Annotated in this window: 24 protein-coding genes; 12 read left to right on the top strand and 12 right to left on the bottom strand. The window is 67.4% G+C overall.

The features are described from left to right. Window positions 1-147 precede the first annotated feature (147 nt). The 3 genes from ABIE00_RS04630 (at window position 148) to ABIE00_RS04620 (ending at window position 2,577) form a co-directional block, all read left to right on the top strand. Window positions 148-1,053 (top strand): hypothetical protein, encoded by a 906-nt coding sequence (locus ABIE00_RS04630; protein ID WP_354257349.1) that lies wholly within the window; start codon window positions 148-150, stop codon window positions 1,051-1,053. A 3-nt stretch (window positions 1,054-1,056) separates the two neighbouring features. Next, a complete protein-coding gene (locus ABIE00_RS04625) occupies window positions 1,057-1,734 on the top strand; it encodes a class F sortase (RefSeq protein ID WP_354257346.1) in 678 nt (225 codons plus the stop codon). Between the two features lie 153 nt (window positions 1,735-1,887). Continuing rightward, window positions 1,888-2,577, top strand: coding sequence for a hypothetical protein (locus ABIE00_RS04620; protein ID WP_354257342.1), 690 nt, complete (start codon window positions 1,888-1,890; stop codon window positions 2,575-2,577). Window positions 2,578-2,784: 207 nt separating this feature from the next. On the opposite strand, the gene ABIE00_RS04615 is transcribed toward ABIE00_RS04620, so the two are convergent. Next, window positions 2,785-4,767 (bottom strand): APC family permease, encoded by a 1,983-nt coding sequence (locus ABIE00_RS04615; protein ID WP_354257339.1) that lies wholly within the window; start codon window positions 4,765-4,767, stop codon window positions 2,785-2,787. 405 nt (window positions 4,768-5,172) lie between these two features. Between ABIE00_RS04615 and ABIE00_RS04610 the strand changes: the two genes are divergently transcribed. After that, on the top strand, window positions 5,173-6,633 hold the full coding sequence (locus ABIE00_RS04610; protein ID WP_354257336.1) for a TrkH family potassium uptake protein: 1,461 nt from the start codon (window positions 5,173-5,175) through the stop codon (window positions 6,631-6,633). Then, window positions 6,626-7,318 carry a potassium channel family protein gene (locus ABIE00_RS04605; RefSeq protein ID WP_354257333.1) on the top strand — a complete coding sequence of 231 codons (693 nt, stop codon included), beginning with the start codon at window positions 6,626-6,628 and terminating at the stop codon, window positions 7,316-7,318. Before ABIE00_RS04610 ends, ABIE00_RS04605 begins: the two co-directional genes overlap by 8 nt. Before the next feature lie 22 nt (window positions 7,319-7,340). On the opposite strand, the gene ABIE00_RS04600 is transcribed toward ABIE00_RS04605, so the two are convergent. Then, window positions 7,341-7,745 carry a hypothetical protein gene (locus ABIE00_RS04600; protein WP_354257330.1) on the bottom strand — a complete coding sequence of 135 codons (405 nt, stop codon included), beginning with the start codon at window positions 7,743-7,745 and terminating at the stop codon, window positions 7,341-7,343. A 124-nt stretch (window positions 7,746-7,869) separates the two neighbouring features. After that, window positions 7,870-9,042 (bottom strand): hypothetical protein, encoded by a 1,173-nt coding sequence (locus tag ABIE00_RS04595; protein ID WP_354257328.1) that lies wholly within the window; start codon window positions 9,040-9,042, stop codon window positions 7,870-7,872. Window positions 9,043-9,338: 296 nt separating this feature from the next. Between ABIE00_RS04595 and ABIE00_RS04590 the strand changes: the two genes are divergently transcribed. From ABIE00_RS04590 to ABIE00_RS04570, 5 genes are all read left to right on the top strand, one after another. Continuing rightward, entirely contained in the window at window positions 9,339-9,953 is a 615-nt protein-coding gene (locus tag ABIE00_RS04590) for a hypothetical protein (protein ID WP_354257326.1), read from the top strand. Between the two features lie 116 nt (window positions 9,954-10,069). Continuing rightward, window positions 10,070-10,840 carry a YcnI family copper-binding membrane protein gene (locus ABIE00_RS04585; protein WP_354257323.1) on the top strand — a complete coding sequence of 257 codons (771 nt, stop codon included), beginning with the start codon at window positions 10,070-10,072 and terminating at the stop codon, window positions 10,838-10,840. 283 nt (window positions 10,841-11,123) lie between these two features. After that, the gene (locus ABIE00_RS04580; RefSeq protein WP_354257320.1) at window positions 11,124-12,641 is read left to right on the top strand and encodes a PepSY-associated TM helix domain-containing protein; all 1,518 of its coding nucleotides are present in this window, start codon (window positions 11,124-11,126) and stop codon (window positions 12,639-12,641) included. Between the two features lie 58 nt (window positions 12,642-12,699). Further along, window positions 12,700-12,876: a CsbD family protein gene (locus ABIE00_RS04575; protein ID WP_354257317.1), complete on the top strand. Its 177-nt coding sequence runs from the start codon at window positions 12,700-12,702 to the stop codon at window positions 12,874-12,876. Between the two features lie 391 nt (window positions 12,877-13,267). Next, window positions 13,268-14,515, top strand: coding sequence for a glycoside hydrolase family 3 N-terminal domain-containing protein (locus ABIE00_RS04570; RefSeq protein ID WP_354257314.1), 1,248 nt, complete (start codon window positions 13,268-13,270; stop codon window positions 14,513-14,515). Between the two features lie 22 nt (window positions 14,516-14,537). Here ABIE00_RS04570 and ABIE00_RS04565 read toward each other — a convergent pair whose 3' ends face one another. The 3 genes from ABIE00_RS04565 to ABIE00_RS04555 form a co-directional block, all read right to left on the bottom strand. Continuing rightward, on the bottom strand, window positions 14,538-15,212 hold the full coding sequence (locus ABIE00_RS04565; RefSeq protein ID WP_354257311.1) for a DUF1345 domain-containing protein: 675 nt from the start codon (window positions 15,210-15,212) through the stop codon (window positions 14,538-14,540). A gap of 196 nt (window positions 15,213-15,408) precedes the next feature. Next, the gene (locus ABIE00_RS04560; RefSeq protein WP_354257308.1) at window positions 15,409-16,374 is read right to left on the bottom strand and encodes a polysaccharide deacetylase family protein; all 966 of its coding nucleotides are present in this window, start codon (window positions 16,372-16,374) and stop codon (window positions 15,409-15,411) included. Window positions 16,375-16,422: 48 nt separating this feature from the next. Next, window positions 16,423-17,955, bottom strand: a complete 1,533-nt coding sequence (locus tag ABIE00_RS04555) for a purine-cytosine permease family protein (protein ID WP_354257305.1) — start codon at window positions 17,953-17,955, stop codon at window positions 16,423-16,425. 133 nt (window positions 17,956-18,088) lie between these two features. Here ABIE00_RS04555 and ABIE00_RS04550 point away from each other — a divergent pair, with 133 nt between their 5' ends. Next, window positions 18,089-19,705, top strand: a complete 1,617-nt coding sequence (locus ABIE00_RS04550) for a PucR family transcriptional regulator (RefSeq protein WP_354257302.1) — start codon at window positions 18,089-18,091, stop codon at window positions 19,703-19,705. 52 nt (window positions 19,706-19,757) lie between these two features. Here ABIE00_RS04550 and ABIE00_RS04545 read toward each other — a convergent pair whose 3' ends face one another. Then, window positions 19,758-20,783 carry a DUF695 domain-containing protein gene (locus tag ABIE00_RS04545; protein ID WP_354257299.1) on the bottom strand — a complete coding sequence of 342 codons (1,026 nt, stop codon included), beginning with the start codon at window positions 20,781-20,783 and terminating at the stop codon, window positions 19,758-19,760. 81 nt (window positions 20,784-20,864) lie between these two features. Between ABIE00_RS04545 and ABIE00_RS04540 the strand changes: the two genes are divergently transcribed. Continuing rightward, window positions 20,865-21,560 (top strand): maleylpyruvate isomerase family mycothiol-dependent enzyme, encoded by a 696-nt coding sequence (locus tag ABIE00_RS04540; RefSeq protein ID WP_354257296.1) that lies wholly within the window; start codon window positions 20,865-20,867, stop codon window positions 21,558-21,560. Between the two features lie 244 nt (window positions 21,561-21,804). Here the strand turns inward: ABIE00_RS04540 and ABIE00_RS04535 are convergent, their stop codons facing one another. From ABIE00_RS04535 to ABIE00_RS04515, 5 genes are all read right to left on the bottom strand, one after another. Beyond that, window positions 21,805-22,566: an ABC transporter permease gene (locus ABIE00_RS04535; protein ID WP_354257293.1), complete on the bottom strand. Its 762-nt coding sequence runs from the start codon at window positions 22,564-22,566 to the stop codon at window positions 21,805-21,807. Continuing rightward, complete coding sequence (locus ABIE00_RS04530) at window positions 22,563-23,375, bottom strand: ABC transporter ATP-binding protein (protein WP_354257290.1); 813 nt, start codon at window positions 23,373-23,375, stop codon at window positions 22,563-22,565. Before ABIE00_RS04530 ends, ABIE00_RS04535 begins: the two co-directional genes overlap by 4 nt. Further along, window positions 23,372-23,743 (bottom strand): DUF1048 domain-containing protein, encoded by a 372-nt coding sequence (locus ABIE00_RS04525; RefSeq protein WP_354257287.1) that lies wholly within the window; start codon window positions 23,741-23,743, stop codon window positions 23,372-23,374. The genes ABIE00_RS04530 and ABIE00_RS04525 overlap by 4 nt, the downstream gene beginning before the upstream one ends. A gap of 2 nt (window positions 23,744-23,745) precedes the next feature. Beyond that, on the bottom strand, window positions 23,746-24,075 hold the full coding sequence (locus tag ABIE00_RS04520; protein WP_354257284.1) for a PadR family transcriptional regulator: 330 nt from the start codon (window positions 24,073-24,075) through the stop codon (window positions 23,746-23,748). Between the two features lie 205 nt (window positions 24,076-24,280). Then, on the bottom strand, window positions 24,281-24,607 hold the full coding sequence (locus tag ABIE00_RS04515; RefSeq protein WP_354263272.1) for a YciI family protein: 327 nt from the start codon (window positions 24,605-24,607) through the stop codon (window positions 24,281-24,283). Window positions 24,608-25,389 lie beyond the last annotated feature (782 nt).

Genomic DNA, 25,389 nt, shown 5'->3' with positions numbered 1-25,389 from the left:
GCCGTCGTACTCCGGATGATTAGCAGTATGAGCGTCTCCCCTGCTGGTCCGGCCGGAATCTTCGGTGCACCAGCCACGAGCCGTTCTGCCGCGCGCTGAACCGCCGGGGCTGTCCCGGCGGCCACTTCGTGTTTGGGGGACGCACACATGACCGTATCCAAATGGGTCGCCGCCGGTTCGTCAGCAGCCGTGTTCGCGGGCGGGCTCCTCATTGGAGCCCCGACGGCCGCCGCAGCACCGGGCGACGCTGCCTGTGTGCAGGCTTCCACCCAGTTCGAGGCCGCACTCTCGGCCGCAGGCATCACCGAAACCACGGTTGCCGAGCTCGAGTCCAAGGCCGCAGTCGCGGCGGACGCCGAGGCCGGGTATCGCGCGATGGTCGAAGCGGCAGGGGCAGTCCCCGCCGCCGAACTCGCGACTGCACAGGCAGCACTGGACGACGCTATCGCGACGACCGACGCCGCCGAAGCGGCAGAGGAGGAGGCCGAGGATTCGGGCGATCCGGCCGCCATCAGTGCTGCCCAGGACGCCACGGAAGCAGCGGAGGCGGCCGAGGAGCAAGCCCGGCAGACCGTGACGGACCTGACCGCGGCGTACGACGCAGCCGTCAACACGCCGGAGATCATCGCTGCCCTTGACGCCTTCAAGGCAGCGGCGGCCGACTTTGACGCCGCGCTGGCCGCCGTCTCCCTGGATGAAACTTCCGCCGCCGACCTTGCAGGCCTCTTCGAGGCCTTCCTGGCGGCCTGCAACCCGGACTCCCCCGGCGCTGACCCGGTTACGCCGCCGGTGACCGGACCAGTCGCCGGCCCGGACACTGCCGCCCCGGGAAGCACGACGCCGGCCCTCGCCAATGCGGTCGACGTGACTCCCGCCGTGGGCGGCACCGCCGCGGTCGCCACCAACAGGGGCCTCAACGTACAGACCGCGGCAAAGTCCGAGCCGGTGGTTCACCCCGGACTGGCGCTCCTCGCCGGGCTCCTGGCGGCGGGTATCGCCGTGCCCGCGGCCGTCGCCATGAGGATGCGCCGCCTGGAGCGCAGCCGGAGGTAGGGAATGGAACCGCAGGCCACGACCGGCCGGCGCCGGCCGATCCGCCGCCGGTGGCTTGCCGTGCCCGCAGTTGCTGCGGCGGGTTTGGCGGCCGCGCTTTTCCTGGCGCCGTCGAACGCTGTTCCCCCGGGCGGCGGCCACCTGAACGGCCGCGGCAGCACCGCCGTCGTGCCTTCCGCAGTTCCTTCAGCGGCGGGTTCCCCGCGCCCTATGGCCGTCGCCCGCAAGGCGGTGCGGCCGCTGGCGGCGGTGCCGACGGCGGTGTCAATCGCGGCGGCGGACCTGAACGTGCGTGTCCTGCCGCTGACGCCGAGTGGGGACGAGCTGGCTGCGGCGTCGCTCGTGCCGCCGCTGACCCTCGACGCGTACTGGCTGACGAACTACGGCATGGCGGGCGCGGGCTCGAGCAACACGACGTACATCGTGGGGCACAGCTGGGACGGCCGGGATGCCCCGTTCAACCGGCTCAGCGACGAGTCGCTCGTGGGCAAGGCGGTCACGGTCACCACGGCGAAGGGGGTGCTGAAGTACGTGGTGGATTCGGTGACGACCCACGACAAGGACACGCTCAAGGACAGCGACATCTGGAACGTCGTGCCCAACCGTGTGGTGCTGATCAGCTGCTACACCGAGGACCCGTGGGGCAAGAACGTGGTGGTCACGGCCTCCCCCGCCCCGTAGCGACGCTCTCTCAGCTTTCGCCGCTTTTGGCCGAACGCTCTCTCATTTCCTACCGCCAAACGCCCGACGCGTCCTCAGTCCGGGACAGTGGGAATCTTCCTCGATCGAGAGTAGTATCACCGCCGTGACCGGCCCCATCACAAGCTTCAGCGTATGAGCACCTCACCCAGCCCGTCGGCCCCCGGTCCCACCAATGAACCAGACCGCGAGCCCCTCACCCGCAAACAGAAGGCATTGCTCTTTCTGGACTCCCGCCGTCGTAGGTTCTGGGCTGGTCTCACATTCTTCGCCGTGTGGCTGCTGCTCGAGTTCCTCTTCGACAGGACGGATAACTACCTGCTCCATCTGGTTCCCAACATCTTCCTCTACGGCGGCGGTGCCCTCCTTGTGGTCCTCTGGACGAACGGCGCCGTTCTGAACCAGCCTGTCCCACTCCCCCTGGGCACCATGCGCCGCACCGCGATAGCCCGCTTCATGAACGAGGAGTCTTGGGAGACAGGATTGTCTCCCGCTCAAACCCAGGAGGCTCTGGTCCGGCTTTTTCAACAGCCCGGCGCCGAGGCGCGCGTCGTCGGCAAGACCGTGTGGGTCCGGCTCGGCAAGGAGTGGCACGCCGAGGACTGGTGGCACCGCGACGCAGCTCGGCACATGAAACGCAGGGCGCCGGTCCACCTCTTCCTCGGCGCCACGGACTCGGGCACGTCCATCACCGCCTTCAGCAAAGACCGGCGGCTGGCCGGGATGCACGACGTCGTGCGCCTCTCGGACGAGATGAGCGCCACCGCTGTGCGGCTGGCCAGGAACGCGACCGAACGGCGGGGTGTCGGCGGCCAGGAGCAATAAGCTCGCGGCTTCTCCTTCAGCATGGTTGGGCACGCGGCCGCGCTTTCCGGGTGGGGAGGTCCGACGGCGTACTCCACCATCCTGCGACGCGTCCGGGGAGGAAAGCGGCAGGACGTGATAGAGCGTTGGGGGAAACCCGACGAAAAGTGAGGACGCGTCGGGAGGAAAGCGGCAGGAAGTGATAGAGCGTTGGGGGGCCTTGATCTCCTAGCCTACGTGGATGCCTGGGCGGCGGGCGGGGTCCGGTTCGTTTTCGCGGATGATTTCGCGTACCACGGGGGCGGTGTCGCCGCGGCCCAGGAGCAGGTACCGCATCAAGTGGGCCAGCGGGTTGCCCTCGGCCCACTCGAAGTACGCGTGCGGCTTGACTCCGGTGGCAGCGTGCAGGGCCAGCAGGATCGCGGCGATGGCGTTGGGCGCGGCCGGGCTGGTCGCGCGAAGGACCCGGTGCCCGGCCACCTCGACGCCTCGCACCGTGAGCACGTCGCTGAAGCCGGACGGGTCCGTGATGTCGATCTCCAGGAAGATCACGTCGGCCGTGCCCGGCACCGGGTTGTTCTCCCGCTGCGCCGCCTCCTTCTCCGCGTACTCCTTGGCGTCCCTGGCCTGCGGGCGGTTGGCGATGATGTTGATCCGCCCGTCGTAGTCGATCGTGTCCGTCACGAAGCGGCGCGCGGCCTCATCGAACTCGATCCGGTCCACCCGCAGCTCGGTGGTGCGCGAGACACGGGAGACCAGCGACACCACGACGATGCCCAGGATGAAGAACCCGGAGATCGCCAGGCCGTCCGGCTTCTCGATCACGTTCTCCGCCAGGGCGTAAAGCATCACCAGCGTCAGGACTGTGAAGCCGACGGCGGCCCCGCGCTTCTTCTTGCGTGCGGCGGAAATGCTCACGGCCACCGCGCCGGAAACCATCATGAACAGGATCCCGGTGGCGTAGGCGCCGGCCTGGGCGTTGACGTCGGCCTTGAAGCCGAGGGTGATCAGGACGCTGATGGCCGTGTACACGAGGACCACGGGCCGCACCGCGCGGGACCAGTCCGGCGCCATGCCGTACGACGGCAAGTAGCGGGGCACGATGTTGATGAGCCCGGCCATCGCGGAGGCGCCGGCAAACCACAGGATCAGGATGCTGCTGATGTCGTAGACGGAGCCGAAGCCGTTGCCGAGCCGTTCGTGCGCCAGGTATGCCAGCGCGCGGCCGTTCGCCGGTCCGCCTTCCTGGAACGCCTCGGCCGGGATCAGCACGGTGGTCACAAAGCTGCTGCCGATCAGGTACACGCTCATCACCACGGCCGCCGTCGTGAGGAGCTTGCGGGTGTTGCGGATGCGGTTGTGCAGCGTCTCTTCCGGCGTCGCACCGGAAGCCTTGACCAGTGGCATCATGCTGACGCCCGTCTCGAAGCCGGAGAGGCCCAGCACCAGCAGCGGGAACGCCAGGATCGCAGGCCCGGCAATATTCCCAATGCCGCCGCCAAAGGAGCCGAGTTGCGCCATCCAGGCGGCGACGGCACCCGGCTGGGTGACGGCGTCGTAAATCCCGGTGCCGATGATGACGGCGTTCAGCAGCAGAAAGACGCCCACCAGCGGAATGGCCACGGCCACGGCTTCGGAGAAGCCCAGCAGGAAAACCCCGCCCAGGATCAGCAGCATCACCACGGTGATGGGCACCGCCTGGCCCTCCAGGAACGGCGGCAGGTACGGGTTCTCCAGCATGTGGACCGTGGCGTCGGCGGCGGACAGCGTGATGGTGATGATCCACGATGTCGCCACGAACCCGAGCAGCACCAGCACGAACACCTTCCCGCGCCAGAACGGCAGCAGGTTCTCGAGCATGGCCACGGACCCCTGCCCGTGCGGGCTCTCGTGCGCCACCCGGCGGTACATCGGCAGCATGCCCAGCAGCGTCAGGGCCACGATCAGCAGTGTGGCCAGCGGCGATAGCGCGCCGGCGGCGAGCGCGGCAATGCCCGGCAGGTAGGACAGCGTGGAGAAGTAGTCCACGCCGGTCAGGCACATGACCTTCCACCAGCTCTGCTCGTGTCCGGCACCCTCGGCGGACTCCGGGCCCACCGGCTGGTGCACCTTGTGCTCCAACAGCCACCGCGTGAACGCGCCGCCGGGGCCGTTCTCCCGCTCTGGGTTGGGCACGCTGGCCGGAACGGAGTACTGGGCTGGTGCGGTCATGAAGTGACTTTCTGGATTTCGGGGAAGGTCCGCCACCGGGCCGCTGGGAAGCGGCGGGGGGCGGGCCGGGGAGCGGCTTACCCGACGCCGGACAGCGGGAGAGTCGTCCGACGGCGGGGGCTACTTCGTTGCTCTGATGAGCCGGTAGATCATGTAGCCGGTTACACCGATCCCCAGGATCAGCCACAGCAACGGGGCACTTTGGGTCAGCATTGCAGGACACGGCCTTGCGTGCTTGAGGTGGCCACGGGGTCCTTCGATTCAAATGGGCAGTTTGCTGATGACCACGGGAGCCTAGCACCGGCCGGAATCCGAAAAGCGCCAAAACCGGGGATCTTAACGCTTTCTTAACGCCTCGCCCTTCACAGCGGCCCCGGGGAATTTCGCGGTGGTAGCGTGACGCGTATGCGCGACGTTCCTGACCCGAAGGCCCGGCCTGCGGGCAGGAACGCCCGCCCTCCCGGCAAAAGGCCCCTGTCCGAGGCCAGAAGCGGCCTATGGTCCGGCGGCTCCAAGGTCTTCCCGCGCATCCTCAACGTCTTCGAACCCCAGCACCCGTCGCAGGTGATCGTGCTGGGGTTCGCCGCCGCCGTCGCCGTCGGCACGGGGCTGCTCATGCTGCCCGTTGCGCGGAACGGCCCAGGCGGCGCACCCTTCCTCGATGCCCTCTTCACGTCCACGTCTTCGGTGTGCGTCACCGGACTGGTCACGGTGGACACTCCGGTGTACTGGAGCGGCTTCGGCAAGGTGGTGATCATGAGCCTGATCCAGGTCGGCGGGTTCGGGGTCATGTCCTTCGGCACGCTGCTGGGGGTGCTCATGGCCCGGAGGCTGGGCCTGCGCTCACGGCTCTCAGCGGCCGCGGAGATCAAGAGCACCGGTTTCGGGGACGTCCGCCGCGTGCTGCTCGGCGTGCTGGCCATCAGCCTCACGGTGGAGATTGTGCTCGCGGGCATCCTGGCCGCCAGGCTCGTGGCGGGCTACGGCTACGAGCCCGGGCGGGCACTGTGGCACGGCATCTTCCACTCGGTGTCCTCGTTTAATAACGCCGGATTCGCGCTGCACACGGACAACCTCATCGGCTTCGCGGGCGACCCGTGGATCTGCCTGCCCATCGCAGCCGCGGTGATCATCGGCGGCCTCGGCTTCCCGGTGCTGTTCGAACTGCGCCGGCAGTACCAGCGGCCCATCCACTGGAGCATGAACACCAAGCTGGTCCTGGTGGGCACCGCCGTGCTCCTGGCCGCAGGCACCGTCTTCCTCACCGCCGTCGAATGGTCCAACCCGGCCACCCTCGGTGCGCTCAAACCGGGCGAACGCGTCCTGGCCGGGTTCTTCCAGTCAGTCATCACCCGCACGGCCGGTTTTAACAGCATCGACATCGGGCACATGCACGAGGTGTCCTGGCTGGGCATGGACATCCTGATGTTCATCGGCGGCGGCCCGGCCGGCACCGCGGGCGGCCTGAAGATCACCACCTTCGGCGTGCTGTTCTTCATCCTGCTGACCGAGCTGCAGGGCGGCACGGCCGTGAACATTTTCGGCAAGCGCCTCTCCCGCGCCGTGCACCGCCAGGCCATCACTGTGGTGCTGCTCGCCATCGGGCTGGTGGTGGGCTCCACGATGTTCCTCATGATCATCACCGACTTCGGCCAGGAGCGGATCCTGTTCGAAGTGATCTCCGCGTTCGCCACGGTGGGGCTGTCCACCGGCATCACGGCCGCCATGCCGCCGGCCGGCCAGGTGGTGCTGATTCTGCTCATGTTCATCGGCCGCCTAGGCCCGGTGACTCTTGGTGCCGCGCTGGCGCTCCGCGAACGCCCGCTTCTCTACGAATACCCGAAGGAAAGGCCCCTCATTGGCTAAGAACCTCTTCTCCCGTTCCCCCGAATCCGGGGCGCAGGCTGACACAGTGGTGGTCATCGGGCTGGGCCGCTTCGGCGGGTCGCTGGCGCTGGAGCTCGAGGCTCAGGGCACCGAGGTGCTGGGCATCGACTCCAGCGAGGACACCGTACAGTCCTACAACGGCCGGCTCACCCACGTGGTCCGTGCCGACTCCACCAAGGAGGAGGTGCTGCGCCAGCTCTCCGTCCACGAGTTTGACCGCGCCGTGGTGGGCATCGGCAGCGACATCGAGGCGAGCATCCTCACAACGTCGCGCCTGCTCATGTTCAAGAAGCCGCAGATCTGGGCGAAGGCCATCAGCGAACCGCACGCCGAGATCCTCAACCAGCTCGGTGTGGACCACGTGATCCGTCCCGAGCACGACATGGGCAAGCGCGTGGCCCACCTGGTCCGGGGCTCGCTGCTGGACTATGTCGAGTTCGAGGACGACTTCGTCATGATCCGCACCAGCCCGCCCAGCGAGGCCCGCGACCGCCCGCTCGGGGTGCTGGGCCTGCGTGACAAGTACGGCATCACCATCGTGGCGGTCAAGCGCCCGGGCGGCATCTGGGGCCACACCACGGCGCAGACCGTCCTGTACGACGACGACCAGATCATCGTGCAGGGCAGCAAGACCCAGGCGGAGCGGTTCAGCAACATGCCGTAGGTTCTGCCGGCCCGGTGGCTGCTTACCGTGTGGGCGGCGCCTCGATAAAGACCACCTGGCTCAGGCTTCGGACCGGCCGCCGTCTGCGGGCGGCAGGCGTGCCGGCGGCGTTGGCCGGGTTCCCGCCGTCGGACTTCAGTTGCCCGGCAGCTGGGGACCCGGGACCCGGGGAATGCCCGGCACCCGTGGAAAGCCCGACGGCGGATGCCGCCTTTCCGGCCGGCACCCGCCGCACGCTGAGCTGCTCAAGATCCAGCAGCCGGCGGGTGCCGGTCCGGGCATCGATGATCCAGAACAGGTCGATGTCCTGCAAAGTACTGCTCACGGTCCCCTGGTGCGCCAGCCGTCCGCGGTGCCAGGCCTCGACCTGGTCCCCTACTGCCAGCTCGGCGCTGGACTGCACTTCGAGCGTCACATCGTCGTTCACAGCCGGTCCCCCTCCATCGGAATATTGATGGGACTAGCCTCCCCCAGGATGTTTTCTGGGACGTTTCGGGCCGGTATTTACTGTGAGTCGTCGCGGTTTCCGGCTGCACCCGCGAACGCACCTCTCAGTTGGTGGTGTGCGGGGTGCCCGGGAGGACCTCGGCACCGGATGCGGCGGTCCAGGTGATGCGGCCGCCCTGGAACGCCTGCATGGTCCTGCCGTCGGGGGTGGTGAACTCGCCGGTGGTCGGGTAGCCGAGGCTGCCGTCCTGGGCGCCGTTCTTCAGCCATGCGGTGCGGATGGCGCCCTTGGACACCTGCGCTCCGGTCATCGAGGACCAGACGATGGCACCCTTCTCAAACGACTGCGAGGCTCCGCCCGCGCGCAGGCCGGTGGTTTCGCGCCGCTGCGTGGGGTACCCCAGGCCGCCTGTGTAGCCGCCCTCCGAGAAGTACTTCGTTCCGATGGCGCCGGAGAGGATGGACACTTCCCTGTTGGTCTGGACGATCACGCCGTTCTGGAAGCTCTGGGCCTGTCCCCCGCTGGGCGTGGCGTATTGTTCCGTGACAGGGTAGCCGAGCCTGCTCCTGTCGGCGCCCTCCTGCAGCCAGACCGAGGCAATAGGACCGGCGACGGCGAGTGCCCCGGTTTTGGGTGACCAGTAGATGAGCCCGCCGTCGAACCGCTGCCCCGCACCGCCGTCCTTAAGTCCTGTCATCTCGTCAGTCTGGGCCGCATTGAACCCGCCGTACTTGCCCTGGCCTGCCCTCCAGCGGGACCCGATGGCACCCGAGATGGGATGTGCGCCAAGCGGTGCAGCCCACGTGATCCAGCCGCCCTGATACTGCTGATAGACGGTGTTGTCGAAGGCGATGCCGCTCTTGAATTCGCCCGAGACCGGGTAACCGAATTTGCCCTTCTCGTAGCCGAGCTTGGAGTATGCGGCGCGGATGGCGCCACGGGAAACCTGGGCGCCGGTCGACGGCGAATAGACAACGAACCCGCGCTGGAACTGCCGGTACGCGCCGTCGTTTTTCAGCCCTGTGCGGACCGGTCCCAAGGCTGAACCGAGGCCGTACTTAACGGCGATCGCACTGATGGCGGCGTCCCTGGCTGCCGGTGAGGACGGTGTGGGTGTGACGCCGCCCGCGCTGGCGAAATCACTGTTGTAGCACTCGATCGAGCCATTGGGTGCCGCCGTGTAGCAGTGCTCTTCCGCGTGGGCCGGCGCGACGGCCAGAACTGAGCTGCTAAGAAGCCCGAGACCGAGCACGGCACCAAGAAATTTAGAACGCATGAATCCCCCAAGAAAAAGGCCGGAATGTCCCGGCTGGGGAAATCGTAGCTGATCGAAACCGGCGAAAAGGTAACAAATCCATCAACTGGATTTGTGTCGTGGCGCCTCGTTATTTCCCTCTCTTAAGGCCCTAGGCCACGCATCGGAGACGACCTTCGGGGCCCAGCCGGGATGCCGGCAGCGGGTCCGGCAATGAGCCGACATGAACGGCCATTTGTGGTGCCCATCACAAAAGAAGCCGTACAGTAGGTTTTACTGCTGAAGCCAACGTCGTCGCCCAGGAGAAAGGACAGCCCGTGAAGCCGCATGCGTCCTTCCGCCTGTTCCGCTCCGGACTGATCGGATCCATCGTCCTGGGCCTGGCCGCCGGCGGGCACCTAGCCGGCGGAGGTCAGCTGCCCATGCCGGCAATCCTCGCGGCGCTGTGCGCGGTGACCATGGTTCCGGTCGCGGCCCTGACCCGTTTCAAGCTGTCCCTGCCGGTTCTGATCGGGCTGGTGGGCGGCGGACAGGCCTGGCTTCACTGGGCGTTCGACGCCATGTCTGCAGAAACTTCGATGGCGGTTTCCACGGCCACGCTGTCCGGACACGCCGGACACACGCCGGCGCCGCTGAGCCCCGAGGCCCTGATGATGTCCGCGCCAGCCCACGGGGCCGCACCTGGCGGACTCATGTTCGCCGCCCACACCGTCGCCACCCTGGCCACGGCGCTGCTCCTTGCCCACGGCGAACGGGCCCTCGCGGCACTGGCCGACTGGCTGAGCCCGCTGTTCCGGGACGCCGAACCGTCCGTCGTCGTTCCCGTCCGTGCCCCCTTAACGTGTGCCGCTCCTGCGGTCCTCCCGCCCAGGCACCACTCGCTGCGGCTGCCTGCCCGGCGCGGCCCTCCGCTGCTCGCTACCGCCGCCTAGAGACAGTTCCTTTCACATCTGGCAGGAACTTCCGACGGCGGTTCTTCCGCTTTCCGGACAGGCCCCTTCCGGCCTGCTTTTCCTGACCCCAAAAACCTGTGAAAGGCACTCCTGCCATGAATACCTCCCTTCGCCGTACCCTCAAGACCACCGCAGCCGCCACCCTGGCTGCCGGAATCCTGGCCGCAGGCGCGGCCGCAGCTTCCGCCCACGTCACCGTCGATCCCTCCGCCACCTCGGAGGGCGGCTTCACCAAGCTGACGTTCAGCGTCCCCAACGAGTCCGACACCGCCAAGACCAACCGGCTCGAGGTGAAGCTCCCCACCGACACGCCGCTGACCTCCGTCTCGGTCCTGCCCATCGATGGATGGAAGGCCCAGGTCATTACCACCACGCTGCCCAAGCCGGTCCAGGTGGCCGGGGCAACCGTGACCAAGGCGCCCGCCAGCGTGGTCTGGACGGCTGACGCCGCACACCAGATCGGGCAAAACCAGTTCCAGACGTTCACCTTGTCCGTGGGCCGTCTCCCCGCAGCCGGCACCACGGTGACCCTGCCCGCGGCGCAGGGCTACACGGACGGGACCACCGTCAACTGGGCCGACGCCGCGGAGGCGGAGCACCACCACGCGTCGGCAACCTCAACCGCGCCGGCCTCGGAAGCTGAAGAGTCCCACCCGGCACCGTCCTTCGTCACCACTGCAGCCGAAAGTGAAGGCGCCCACGCAGAGGCGACCCCGGCGGCCACGCAGGCTTCGGCAGTGGCGCCGGCCGCTTCGACTTCATCCCCCGGTGGCGACACCGCAGGATGGGTCGGGCTGGCCGCAGGACTCATCGGCCTCGCCGCGGGCGTGACCGCTCTGGCCCGCACCCGCGCCAGCAGGCGGTAACCGGCCGGCGCTCCAACACTTCTTCGCTGAGCGCCTCACGCCCGGCTGGCCGGGCGAGAGGTTGCTTCGCGCTCTCCAAAAACGCTTCGCACTGCGCTGATTCGCACTGCGCCGATTCGCTCTGCCCTGATTCGGTCCCCTGATTCGTTCAGCCACGGCTTTGGGACGCCCGGCTTCGGGACGCCGCGCGCCGGTTCCATTGCGCTCCGCGGCCCGGCCCGGCCGCCCCAGCGGGTCCGGCGAGCACTGCAGCAGCGCAACCAAAGACTCGAAGGACAAACCCATGACTGTATTAGCCACCCCCCAAACGTCCGCACAACCGGCCCCGCCAGGCCCCGCTCCCGCCCGCAACGCAGCGGAGGGCCGCGGATGGTTCCGCGCGTTCCTGCTCCGGCTCCACTTCTATGCCGGCATCCTCGTCGGTCCCTTCCTGCTCGTCGCCGCCGTCAGCGGCGGCCTGTACGCCATCACGCCCCAACTGGAACAGGCTGTCTACGCCAAGGAACTTCACGTCCCCGCGGTCGCGAATCCCCTGCCGCTCTCGGCCCAGGTGGAGGCCGCCATCGGCGCCGCCGGCGGCGCCACACCGGTCACCGTCCGCCCGGCACCCGGCGCCGAGGACACCACCCGCGTCCTGTTCGCGGACCCTTCGCTGGATGAGTCCGAATACCGGACCATCTTCGTGAATCCCGGCACCGGCGAAATCCGCGGGGACCTCACCAGCTACGGCAGCAGTGGCGCGCTGCCCATGCGCACCTGGATCTCCAACCTCCACCGGTCCCTGAACCTCGGTGAACCCGGCCGCATCTACAGTGAACTGGCCGCCTCCTGGCTGTGGGTGGTGGCCCTCGGCGGACTGGTTCTGTGGATCGACAGGATCCGACGACGCCGGACAGCACCCCAGAAGGGCCGCCCGGTTTCCGGCCGGGCCAGGACGGTGTGGCTCCACGGCACCACCGGCACCCTCATGCTCGCCGCCTTCCTGTTCCTCTCCGCTTCCGGCCTGACCTGGTCCGCCGGCGCAGGCGAAAACATCACCGCGCTGCGCAGCAGCCTCGGCTGGCTGACCCCCACCGTCTCCACCTCCCTGAGCGGGCCGGCGTCTGCACCGGCCGGTGACCACTCCGGCCACGGCTCGGCGTCGCCGTCGGTCAGTGCCGCGGCGGATCCAGCCGTCTACGACGCCGTCCAGCGGATCGCCAGGGCGGACATCATCACCGCACCCATGGTGGACATCAAGCCGCCGGCCTCCGAGAGCAAGGCGTGGACCGTGACCGAGGCCGGCAGGGAATGGCCCGCCACCGCCAGCGCGGTGGCCATCGACCCCGCTTCCGGGAAGGTCACCAGCCGGGCCGATTTCAAGGACTTCGGCCTGGCGGCGAAGCTCACCCGCTGGGCGATCGCGGCGCACATGGGCCTGCTCTTCGGTCTGCCCAACCAGCTGGTCCTGTTCGCAGTGGCCGCGGGCCTGGCCGCGATGGTGGTCTGGGGTTATGTGATGTGGTGGAGGCGCCGCCCCACCGGCGGCAGTGCCTGGGCGATGGGCCGGCCGGCACCGCGGGGAGCCTTCCTGCGCGGACACTGGGCTGGGGTCCTGGCAGCGATCACGGCGATGGTGCTCGTGGGCATGTTCCTGCCGCTCCTTGGCTGGAGCCTGCTCGCCTTCATCCTCCTGGACACGGCGGTAGCGGAAGCCAGGCGCCGTCGTCGTTCACTGGAACCGTCAGCGGAACGGGCACCCTCACCGGAGCGGTTGCGCCGGGCCAAAGTGGGCATGGCCGCCCCGGCCCGCCGTCGATAGACTGGGAATGGCCGCCGCGGCAGCAGGCCGCCCCGGCTTTCCCGAACAGGAGGTCACGATGGGTTTGGGTGACAAGATCCACAACGCCGCCGAAAAACTCCACGGCAGAAGCAAGGAAGCAGCCGGCCAGGCGACCGGAAACGAACGGCTCCGGTCCGAAGGCAGGGCACGCCATATGAGGGCCGACCTCAAGCAGGCCGGCGAAAAGATCAAGGATGCCTTCAGGAGGCACTAGGGTCCCGCAATAAAGCTCGAGGCCCTGTCCGGTAAGAGCGGACAGGGCCTCGCCGTGTCTGCCTGCGCACGCTTCGGCATCTCAATCGCGGAGGCGTTAAAAAAACGTTAAGATTCCCGCCTCCGCCGGAGGAATGCTGTTGCGGCTTCGTGCGGCCAAGTACCTTGGTTGCATGCCGTCCTGCGATGGCCCCCAACACCGCAGGGCGGCATTTTCATGCCACAGGCAAAACGACGCGCCCCGCAGGACGGTAATCGGCCCGCACCTCCGGCTGGCTGACCAACCACAGAGCGACGAAAAACGGCGTACTCTCATTGATATATGAGGCCCCAGCAAAAGCCGTGTGAACATGCATCATCTGAGTAAATTGGCAGTCCTGGGAGCAGCGCTTTTGCTCGCTCTGTCTGCAGCGGGCGGCCCGCCCCAGTCTCGGTCCGCGAGTCAGTCGCTGTCGGCGACGACGGCCGAGTTCCTGCATGCGACGGCCCTGCCCGCCAAGAAACCGTCCGCAACAACCCAGCCTCCGACAAGCCTGCGGACAGCAGTCCCCCGGACAGGCCAGCACGCCGCCCACCATGCGGCGGCCGTGAAGGCAGCGGCACCACCGACTCCGGCGCAGCAGCTCGCCCGTCTCACAATGGCGCAGCGGGTTGGCCAACTGTTCATGGTGGCGGCAGCGGCAACCGGAGCCGACGCCAACACCATGTCCGACCTGACCAGGTTCCACGTGGGCAATGTGTATCTTGCCGGGCGCAGCCGTACGGGCACGGCCGCGACGGCCGCCGTCGTTCGCCGGATGACGGCCACCGTGTCGGCGGCCACCACCGGCGGCATCCGGCTTTCAGTGGCGACCGACCAGGAGGGCGGCTTCGTCCAGGTCCTCAGCGGTCCCGGCTTCTCGGTGATCCCCACAGCACTGACCCAGGGAACATGGTCGGCGGCCGCCCTCCAGGCAAACGCACGAGTCTGGGGCAGCCAGCTGCGCGCGGCCGGGCTCACCATGAACCTGGCGCCGGTGATGGACACCGTGCCGAGCAGACAGTTCGCCCCGCGGAACGCGCCCATCGGGTTCTTTGGCCGCGAATACGGCTTCACGCCGCAGGCAGTCTCTGCCCACGGCGGCGCCTTCGCCGCCGGCATGCGTCAGGCCGGCATCGCGCCCGTGGTCAAGCACTTCCCCGGCCTGGGCCGCGTCACTCTGAACACCGACATCAGCCGGAACGTGAAGGACACCGCCACCACGCGCACCGACCCGTATCTGCTGCCGTTCCGGACGGCAATCCAGGCGGGCGCCCGGTGGGTCATGGTCTCGAGCGCCTACTACACGCGGATCGACGCCGGCCACATCGCCCCGTTCTCGCCGCTGATCATGAGGACAATGCTGCGTACCGACCTGCACTTCACAGGTGTTGTCCTGTCCGATGACCTGTGCAATGCGGCGCAACTGGCTCCTTGGGCTTTAGGCACAAGGGCCACGAACTTCATCAATGCCGGCGGGACCATGCTGCTGTGCGCGAACCCCCGCGCCATCCCCACCATGTACACCGCGGTGCTGCAGCTCGCCCAGCGCAGTCCTGCATTTGCGGCCCAGGTCAACGCCGCCGCCCTGAAGGTGCTGACTGTGAAGGCCGGGCACTAGAGGCGAGACTGGTGGATCGGCGTCAGGCGACCAGGCCGGAGACCAGGTTGATGGTGGTGGCCAGCACGATCGCGCCGAGCAGGTAGGACAGCAGTCCGTGGCGGAGTACCGTGCCGCGCATGGCGTCAGTCTTGAGGTTGGTGTCCGAGACCTGGTAGGCCATGCCCACGGTGAAGGCCAGATAGGCGAAGTCCGTGTAGCGCGGCGGTTGGTCCTGGTTGAAATCGACGCCGGTCTTGTCTCGGTAGTAGATGGAGGCGTAGCGCAGTGTGTAGAGCGTGTGCACCAGGAACCAGGACAAGGTTGAGGTCCCCAGCCCGAGTGCGATGATGGCCGACTTGGCGCCGCCTTGGCTGTTGGAAGCGTCCCCCAGGATCATGGCAACGCCGCCAAAGCTGGCTATCGTGGCGGCCAGCACCAGGGCGTCAGAGGCGGCCCGGCCTGGATCGTCGCGCCGCGCGTGGGCCGCCGTGGTCCCCGCCGGGAGGCGCCCGATGACCGCCCACACCCACACCAGATAGGTGGCCGACGCCGCCGCCCACCCCATGGCCGGCGCATAGGTCCACGACTGCAGGAGCCCCACCGCCACGGCTGTTGCCAGTCCGACCGCGGCCATGACCAGCAACCGGAGCCGCGAATGATGCGCCGGCCGGTCGAAGTGCGATGCCTGGTGTTCCGCGCCGTCCACTCTGCTCATGGACTGATCATTGCAGTTCGGCCCGCTGCGGCGCCGAGGCGACGCGCGTGCGGACACGTAGGAAGCGCGAACGGACACTTGGGCCCCCGGGGAAGGGGCCTCAAGTGTCCGTTCGCGCTGGTGGAAGGGGCCTCAAGTGTCCGTTCGCGCTCGTGGAAGGGGCCTCAAGTGTCCGTTCGCGCTCGTGGAAGCCGCGTTAGCTGAGCGCGGGCACCTGCACCTGGCCGGGCTTGAAGCGGGCTCCGGCGCCGGGGTACGTGGGCACATCGATCCGCGCGTGGGTATGGACTTCGGAGACGGTCGCCTTGGTATGCTCAGCGATCTGCTCCAGGGTTGTCACCCACATGCCGTCCATTCCCTTGACCCGCTCAATCAGCTGTTCCAGGGCCACCGCCTTGGACGGCCGGCCCGAGATGAACGGGTGGTTGGTGAGCACGAAGCAGCTTCCCTGCGAGCGGTGCGCCTCTGCCTCGAGCGTCCACATCTCCAGCACCTTGGCCGGGCTTTCGATCACGCCGCTGCCGGTCACGCCGGGGTAGAACGCGTACTGCTCCCAGTCATCCAGAGCCCAGTCCACGGGGATCTCCACGATGTCCCGGGTATCAGAAGCGCCGGAAGGTGAACCCGGGCCAACCGACATCCGGTACGGCGCATCCCCGTCGAGCAGGCTGGAGTCGTAGAGGAAGCCGCGGTCCGCGAGCAGCGCCGGCGAGTGCCAGTTCAGCTCCCACCACGGCGCCCTGTACCCCACGGGCCGGACCCCCGCGACCTTCTCCAGCGCTTCAAGCCCGCGGTCCAAATAGGACGCCTCGGTGGCGGCATCGATCCCCTGCATCGGCTCGTGCAGGTAGCCGTGGTGCGCAACCTCGTGGCCGCCGTCGACGATCTGCCGCACCACGTCCGGGTAGCATTCGGCCGTGAACCCGGGGATGAAGAACGTCCCGCGGACCTCCTGCCGCGCCAGGATCTGCAGCAGCCGCGGCACCGCCACCTTCGGCCCGTACGACTGGTGGCTCATGAGCGACATGCGCCGGGTGCTGGTGGGATCGTGCGCGATGACGCAGGATTCGGCGTCGACATCGAAGGTGAAGGACGCGGCGGCGGTGAAGCCGGCAGGCCAGGTGATGTGGTGCTGGGAATCCGCGAAGGCGCTGGTGCTCATGCCGGAGTTCCTTTCGTCAGAGGGCGAAGTGAAGGGGAAGAGAAGGATTTAGAGTTCGACGGCGGGAACGGGCTGGGGTGCCTGCGCAGCGTCAGGTGCGCTGACGGCGGAGGCTGCCGTGCCGCCGTCGGACGTCACCGTCACGTACGGCCGGTGCAGCCGCGGGCCGAGGACCGCGTAGACCGCGGCGCTGGTGAGGCCGCCGGCGAGCCAGGAGAGGTCCCAGCCGCCCAGGGCAACCGCGATGGGGCCCTGCATGATCGGGATGAGCCCGTACATGAACAGCCAGGTGGCCGCGATCCCGGCGAGCAGCGCGGTTACGCCGGCCCAGTTGACTACGGGCAGCCGGCGGGTGCCGACGCCGTCGAACAGCCGTTCCACTTTGCCGGGCCAGCGCTTCTCCAGCCAGAAGTAGTGCACCAGCATCACGCCGCCCCACGCGGCCACCCAGGCCACCAGGCCGATCAGCCAGGCGTCCAGCACCGAAGCGAAGTCCTCCTGGAAGATGAAGAAGACGACGGCGATGAGCGAGAAGGCGCCGACGAACAGGTTGAGCTTGCGGCGGCTGATGGTGATGTCGAGCGCCTGCGTGGCCACCGAGAAGGTGTAGATGTTCAGGATGTTGGTGGCGATGGGGCCGTGCAGCACCATCAGGAGGACGGGCAGCGCCATGGCCCCGAAGTTCTGCACGATCAGCTTGCCGGGGTCCACCTCGCCGCTGTTGGTGGCGAGGCTGGCGCCGAGGACGCCGAGCCAGACGACGGGGATGAACTGGCCCAGGACGGAGGCCAGGTAGACCTTTTTCTTGGGCACGGTGGTGCTGACGAAGCGTGAGTAGTCGGCGGCGTAGGTGAACCAGGTGATGCCCCAGCCGATGCCGATGGCCGTCATCACGGCGCTCATGGCGGCGATCCGTTCAGAGCCTTCCAGGATGTTGCCCGCGGGGCCGGCGTAGGTCCAGTCGATCTTGAGGCCGAACCAGGCGACGGCGGACATCACCACGAGGATGATGATGGTGGGCGGCACGGTCCATTTTTCGAACGCGGCGATGGCTTTGTAGCCGAACCACGCGATGGCAACCTGGGCGGCCATGATGAAGGTGGCGACGCCGATCTTCCAGGCGTAGTTGTGGGCCGCGGGGTCCACCCAGCCGAGGGTGCCGAAGAGCGCCATGACCAGGTCGAGGATGATCCAGGTGTTGACGGCGCACCAGCCCACCACGAGCAGCGCCTGGATGGCCGCGGGGAGGTAGTTGCCGCGGCGGCCGAATGCGGCGCGGGCCAGGACCATGCCGGTGGCGCCGGTCTTCTGGCCGAGCAGCACGAAGCAGCCGAAGAGCAGCATGCCGATCAGGTTGCCCAGGACCAGGACCGTGACGGTGTCGGCGAAGCCGAGGCCCAGGTTGATGCCCAGGGCGCCGAGGACCCAGTTGATCGGGGCCAGGTTTGCGCCGGCCCAGATCCAGAACTGGCCGGACACCTTGCGGGTGCGCGCGGTTTCCGGAATGGGCTGGAGCCAGGCTTCGAAGTCCTCGGCCTGCTCCATTGCGGGCCCAGACTGCGGGGATGAGGAGTTGTGCATCGGAAAAGCCTCCGTGTGAGGAAGAAGAGCCTCCGGGAAGAAGGGATGCATTAAGCGTATGTGGGCCCCATCACAGCAACAAGGTACGATCTGTCTAACAGAATCCCCTTGCCTATGACGGAGTGTAAGATCAGTGTTCCTCGAAGACGTCCTGAAGCACCGGAGCGTGCAGGCGGCTGACCCGCTGCTGCGCGCCGGGGCCGCCGCCGTACACGGCCGGCAGGTGCGGTGGGTGCACTCGAGCGAGGTCTTGGACATCGCTCCCCTGCTGCGCGGTGGCGAGCTCCTGCTCAGCGGCGGGCAGGCCCTGGCCACCGCGTCCGAGCAGCGGCGCGTCGACTACGTGCGCGAACTGGCGGGCCGTGGCGTGGCTGCCCTGGCGATCGAGACCGGGCCGGTGCTGCCCGACATTCCCGAGTCGATGCTGGTGACCGCCGAATCCCAGGGGCTCCCGCTGTTCGAGCTGCGCAAGGTGGCGCCGTTCGTGGGCATCATGCAGGAGATCAACTCGATCCTGGTAGGCCAGTCGGTGGAGCTGCTGCAGCGCGGGGACGAGATCAGCCACGCCATGGCCGCCGAACTCGCCCACGGCGGCGGGCTGGACGAGGTGCTCGCCGTGCTCGCCGGGCAGACCGGGACCAGCGTCCGTCTGGTGTCGCCGGCGGGGCTGACGCTGGGGAGTGCGGGTTCCGGTGGTTCTGCGGGCGGGGGTTCCGGGGTCGCTGTTGGGGCGGCCGACGGCGGAGGGCCCGGCGCGTCCGACGGTGGCGGGCCCGGCGCGCCCGACGGCGGCGGCTCTGCCGGCGGTCCGGGAACCGCCGGTTCCGGGGTGAGTGCCGGGACCCTGAGTACGCTGGCGGTCGACATTCCGGTCCGTGGTGTGCTGGCGGCGCGGCTTGAGCTGGAACTGCCCGACGGCGTCGACCCCACGTTTGTCCGGGTAGCCGGTGAGCGGTCCGTCGACATTCTTGGCCTTGCCCTGCTCCAGCGGATGCCGCCCGGCCTGAAGGAACTGGCCGGTGCGGAGCTGATGCGGGCCGTCCATTCCGGCGGCCAGCCGTGGCGGCTGGAGCAGCTGGGCGCGGCGGCAGGATTCGCCGTCGACGGTCCGGTGGCCGCCGTCATGATCCGTTCCGCGGGGTCGGGCCGGCTGCGCACCGCGCTTGATGCGGTCCTGGCGGCGTCGGTTCCGCATGCCGCGAGCTATGCCGACAAGCTGGAGCTCATTGCGCTGGCCGGCCTCCCCCGCGAGGGAACCCGGGCCGCGCGGGCGGCCCTGATCGAAGTGCTGGGCGGGCTGGATGCCCCGAAAGGTTCCGCGATCGCCGTCGGACCTCTGGGGCAGGGTATCGGCGAGGCGGCCTGGTCCATGGCAGAGGCCCGGCGGACGCTGGACTTGGCGCCACGGACCGGGCGCGCCAGCGGGCAGGTGCGCGACGCCGACGCGTTTGGTGCCGAGCGGCTGGCTGCCGAGAGCATCGACGCCGGCGTCCGGCGCGATTTCGTCCGCCGCACGCTGGGACCCATCCTCGAGCACGACCAGCAGCGGAACTCCCAACTCCTGCACACCCTGACCGTGTGGCTCGACTTCGGCTGCAACACGGCGCAGGCCGCACGCGAACTGCACCTGGAACGGCAGTCGATGTACCACCGGCTGCAACGCATCTTCGATCTCTGCGGCGGCGACCCCCGGGGAACCGGCCGCCTCGCCGGCCTGCACCTGGCAACCCGCCTCGCTCCGCTCCCCTAGGACGCGTCCTCACATCCTGCCGCCTCCAACCCGACGCGTCCTCACATCCCGCTCAGGAGAATTGACGCACCCGGGACCACCCGGGATCGGAAGCGTGCCGAGTGGTCCCGCCGGCGGCACGTGCCGTGGTTTCGAGGGCGTCGCGCCCATTCTGGTCTTCCGAGTCCGAGTAGTAGTGCAGCACTCTGGTACCTGCTGCCGTCTCATGGGCGACCAAAATCCCGCGGAACCCGAGGGCCGCGGAGATGTCATCCTCGATTTCGCGGAGCAAGTCGAGCGACCGTGCTGTGGGCAGGCCGTCGCCGCGCTCGTCCTCGAACGCGAGCCATATCTGGCTATGGAGGTCGAAAACCGGATAGTCGATCCAGCGCAGCGGCCGGCGGGCAGTTACGATGCTCCGCTTCCCGTTGCGGGTGGAGCCTTCCAAGAGAGCCCACCTGTCGGGCTGCGATTGGGCGGCCATCGCCTTGACGGAAGCAGTGAGGTCGGCGGCGGTAGCGGCGGCTGTCTCACTAACGTCAGCTGTGTCGACGGCGCCAACCCACCGTTCGACGTCGTCCTCCCCCAGAATCCAGTCAAGGAGCAGGAACGAAACCCGGAGCGGCACGCCCTCGGACATGTCAGCAAAGAGCGGATGATGAACGCCAATGTCGAGGCGTTCCCTGTCGAAATCCTCTGCGATTCGGAACCGCGCATCGCCCAGATGGAGGCCGTGGCCGTCGATCTCGATGAAGCTGTCGACCGCGTCGGAGTTCGGCTGACGTGCGGCGGCGAACTCCCAGGATTTGTCGGCAGCCGGAGCTGCCCGGAGCAACTGCTCTGCGATGCGCCGCAGACCCGGGTCGCCCTCCGAGCTGACGGTGAGGAGACTGCGGGCCGCGCGCCCGGCCCCCGTATCCCAGGCCAGGCCCGGATGGACGGCTGCCACCTGGGGACTCATTTCGGCTGGAAGCTCGCCCCATTGGCCAGTATCCACGGCGGCACTGAACCGGCCCGCCGCGTCCGAGACCCACCACTGCCAGAATCCCGCAATCGGATGCACCGAAACCGGAGCGGCCCTGCGCTTGAAGAATCCCATTTCTAACCCTCATCGTCGGCGTGGACGTCGCCTTCGCACGAATCTACCCGAGGCGGCAGGTGGTCCAGATAGGCTCGACCCATGTCGCCCGAACGCTACCTTGCCGAACTCGCCCGCAGCCTCGGCGCTCTCGAAACGCTGGCGCGCCAGCCAAAGACTGTGCTCGAAAGTTCAGTTCCGGCCTGCCCGGGATGGACTCTGGATGCGCTCTTCGGCCACCTCGGCTCGATCGAACGGTGGGCTGCCGCTGTTGTTCGTGCCGGCAAGTACGTCGAGGAACAGGCCCCACCAGCAGAGAAGGCGGCCACCTGGTTTCTCGAAGGGGCGCCCGGGTTCCTGGCCACCATGAATTCGCTGGATCCCGCCGACCCGTGCTGGAACTTCGGCCCACCCCCGCGTACGGCCGGTTTCTGGCTGCGCCGGCAGGCGCACGAACACGCCATCCACCTCGTCGACGCCCATCAGGCATCCGGCGTGCCCGGCCCGGAGTTCGCCGAGGATTTCATGCTCGACGGCGTCGACGAGGCCCTGGCGATGTTCGCCCCGCGGCAGCTCCGTCTGCAGCGGATGACCGCGCCGGAACGGGCCGTTACCTTCCAAGTACCCGACGGCATGGCCTGGACGTTCGGCACTGGCGACATAGCGGCATCGGTCACGGCACCGCCTCGGGAAATGTACCTGGGCCTCTGGGGCCGCTCCAGCCTTTCAGGCGCCGCAGTGCTCGACGGCGACACCGACCTCGCGCTGCGCGTCATCCGCGGTCCGCTAACGCCGTAACGGCACAGCCATTTCCAAACCCGATGCAGTCCGCTGCCCTTCCGCCTAACGCTTCAAAGGCGGACGTACCCTGTCGTCTTGCCAGTCCCGGATACGCCAGCAACCGCAACGCGGAACGGGCGGCGCGGCAGGGCTCATCGTGGGTCAGCACACTACTGATGCTGGCGACGAAAGGTGCGGAAGCGTTGCACAGGAAATGGCCGGACCGCGCTCGGCGCGGCCAGGCCTTTCCCCAATAGCGCCCTCAGCTGATCTTCCGCCGGTACGCCGCCATGGCGAAGACGTAGGCGAGCACGAGAATCCCGAGGCACCACGCCAGGGCGATCCAAATGTCGACGCCGACCGGCCGCTGCGCAAACAGGTCCTGGATCGTGTTGACGATCGAGGTGACCGGCTGGTTCTCGGCGAACGCCCGCACGGGACCCGGCATGGTGGCCGTGGGGACGAAGGCCGAACTGATGAACGGCAGGAAGATCAGCGGGTAGGAGAAGCCGCCGGCGCCGTCCACGGACTTCGCCGACAGTCCGGCGATGACCGCGATCCAGGTGAGCGCCAGGGTGAACAGCGCAAGGATTCCGACGACGGCGAGCCACTCCAGCGGGCCGGCCGACGTCCGGAAGCCCATCAGCAGCGCCACCAGCACAATGATCACGAGCGAGAGCGCGTTGGCAACCATCGACGTCAGCACATGCGCCCACAGCACAGACGACCGGGCGATCGGCATGGACTGGAACCGCTCGAAAATGCCGCTCTTCATGTCGGTGAACAGCCGGACGGCGGTATACGCGATGCCGGACGCGATCGCGATCAGCATGATGCCGGGAAGCAGGTAATTGATGTAGTTGCCGGCGCCTGTCTTGATAGCGCCGCCGAACACGTAGACGAACAGCAACATGAGGGCGATCGGCGTGATGGCGGTCGTGATGATCGTGTCCACGCTGCGGATGATGTGGCGCAGGGAGCGGGCCAGCAGGACGGCCGTGTCTCCGAAGAAATGCTTGCTCATGGCTGGTCCTTACTTGACCCGACTTTGCCGTCCTTCCCCACAAGTGCGAGGAAGATGTCCTCCAGGCTCGGCTGCTTCTCGACGTACTCGATCTCCGCCGGCGGCAGGAGCTGCTTCAGCTCCGCGAGGGTCCCATGCGCGATGATCCGCCCCTCATGAAGAATGGCGATCCGGTCCGCGAGCTGCTCGGCTTCATCGAGATACTGCGTGGTGAGCAGAACGGTGGTTCCCTGCTCAGCAAGATCCTGGACCACCTGCCAGACTTCGATGCGCGCTTCCGGATCGAGGCCCGTCGTCGGCTCATCAAGGAAGATCACCTTCGGCTCCCCGATCAGGCTCATGGCGATGTCGAGCCGGCGACGCATGCCTCCGGAATACTCGGACACCTTCCGCGATCCTGCCTCGGCCAGGTTGAAGCGCGCCAGCAGATCATCCGCCACTGTGCCGGGGTCCTTCAGGTGCCGCAACCTGGCGACGAGCACCAGGTTCTCCCGGCCGGTCAGGATCTCGTCCACCGCCGCAAACTGTCCGGTCAGACTAATGGATTCCCGGACTTGGACCGACCGGGCACCAACGTCGAACCCATTCACGGTGGCCGTGCCGGCGTCGGGCCTTAAAAGTGTGGAGAGGATCCGCACCATGGTGGTCTTCCCGGCCCCGTTCGAGCCGAGAAGGGCGAAGATGCTGCCCGGTGCAACGTCGAAGTCCACGCCGCGCAGCACCTGCAAGGACTTGTACGACTTCTCCATGCCCCGCACACGGATCGCGGGTTCGCCTTCCCGGGCGGGAGCCGGCGCATTCACACTCATGGGACTTCCTCCTCTTTCGTGATGCCCTCGATCGCCTGGGTGAGCCGCTTCCGTTCCTTGTTGATCCACTGGCCCTCCGAGTAGTTCTGGAGGAACGTCTCCGCGAACTCAACGGGGTCCTCTCCCACGACTTCCCGGATCGGCGTTCCGCTGGCCGCGCTCTGTTCGAAGAGATCGGCCAGATCCTCGAGCATCTTCACCAGGGTCTCCCCCTTCGTGATCGCGCCGAAATAGGTCAAGTACCGCTCCAGCGCCTCGACCGCGGTGCGGTAGTTCGCGGGCAGCTGCTTGGCGCGTGCCTTGTACTGCCGGTACTGTTTCTTCTGTTCGAGCGAGCCGGTGACCTGCTCAATCCATCCCATGGCCATGTCTATTTCCCTCCACCTCGGAGCTGTTCGAGCCGCTCGGCCAGAAAGCTCCATGTTTTCCAGAACTCCTCCAGGTACTCATCGCCCTGGGTGTTGAGCGTGTACACCTTGCGCGGAGGCCCCTTCTCCGACGGACGCTTCTCGACGTCGACGAGCCCCTTTTGTTCGATCCTCACCAGCAGCGCATAGACCGTGCCCTCCGCGATATCTGCAAAACCCTTGTCCCTGAGCAGGGTCGTGATCTCGTATCCGTACGCCGGCTTCCCGGTCAGAAGGGCAAGAACAATGCCCTCCAGCGTCCCCTTGAGCATCTCCGTCATTTGCTTGCCCACCGGACACCTCCTCCAGCTACTTAGTAGTACTAGCTACCAGTACATAGTAACGCTAAGTAGATAAAGCGCAAGGGCGCCAAAGTGAGGAAGCATCGGGCGCACGACGACGAAAGCTGAGGAAGCGTTGACTGACCCAAACGCTTCCTCAGCCTTCGCAGAAAAAACCCATACGCTTCGTCACTTACAACCGGCAATCAGCTGCGCGCTACTCGCCGAACGGCCACACCGGCCTGATCTCGATCTTGCCGAATTTCGCCATGGGATGCTTGGACGCCACCTCGACCGCCTCGTCCAGATCGGCGCACTTGATGATGTCGTAGCCCGCGATCCACCCCTGCGTCTCCGCAAACGGCCCGTCCGAGACCACCACCTCACCTCCGCGGACCGTTACAGTGGTCGCATCCTCAACGGGACGCAGCCTGTCCCCATGCTGGGCCACGCCGCGGGCCTCCATTTCAGCAACCCATTCCTCGATGTTGTCCTCGGCGGCCACATACTTCGGCGCTGTGGGATCGGTACAGATAAAAAGCATGTATTCCACGGTGTCTCCTTGTTGGCCGGGTCCGGTCGGATACCCGCAAGATACCCCACCGGCAAGTCCGACGGCGGCACTCGCCGGAAGTTTGTCCGTCCAGGGAACAGACGACCAAAGATGAGGACGCGTTAGGAAAAACCCGACAGGAAGTGAGAGGGCGTTTGTCGGCCGATCTCAGGTCCTGCCGCTTTTGGCCCGGCGCTTCTCTCAGGTCCTGCCGCTGGGGGGTGACGGTGGCTGTCACCACTGAGAAAAGCCTGGAGTAGTTCGGGCATACGCTCAATTTCTCGTCAGCTGGAACACGGGCACCGTCCAGGGTCACCTTGGCGCCGTCGGACAGGGACGAGCCATCCGGCAACGCCAGTGTTTCGCCCTTGAAAACAGTGCCTTCCGGGAAGACCAGTGTGGTTGACTGCCCGTCGCCGGTCCGCACCACGAGGCATCCGGCCCCATCGGCGGCGAGACTGCCGACGAGCTGGCCGCTTTCCTCGGGAGCGGACGAAACTCCGGCGTGCACGACGGCCTTCCTGCCTCCCGCGCTCTGTACCACCGCCGTCGGCATTTCCTGCTGAACCGAGGGCACAGCGGACGTGGGAGCGGGACCGGCCTGCGGCGCCGAACATGCTGACAGCAACAGCGCGACGATCGCGGCAATACCGAAGGCAGCGCGGTGAGTCATCTCTGTCCCCCTAGAATTCGACGCCGATTCCTAGGCCAGCATAGAAGCCCGGGCGGCTCGCGCGGGCAGCATCATGGTGCTTCCGCGCGATGAACCGCCA

The sequence above is a fragment of the Arthrobacter sp. OAP107 genome (assembly GCF_040546765.1).
Classification (GTDB): Bacteria; Actinomycetota; Actinomycetes; order Actinomycetales; family Micrococcaceae; genus Arthrobacter.
The sequence above is the reverse complement of the archived record's forward strand: the minus strand, read 5'-3'. Positions and strand labels throughout refer to the sequence as shown.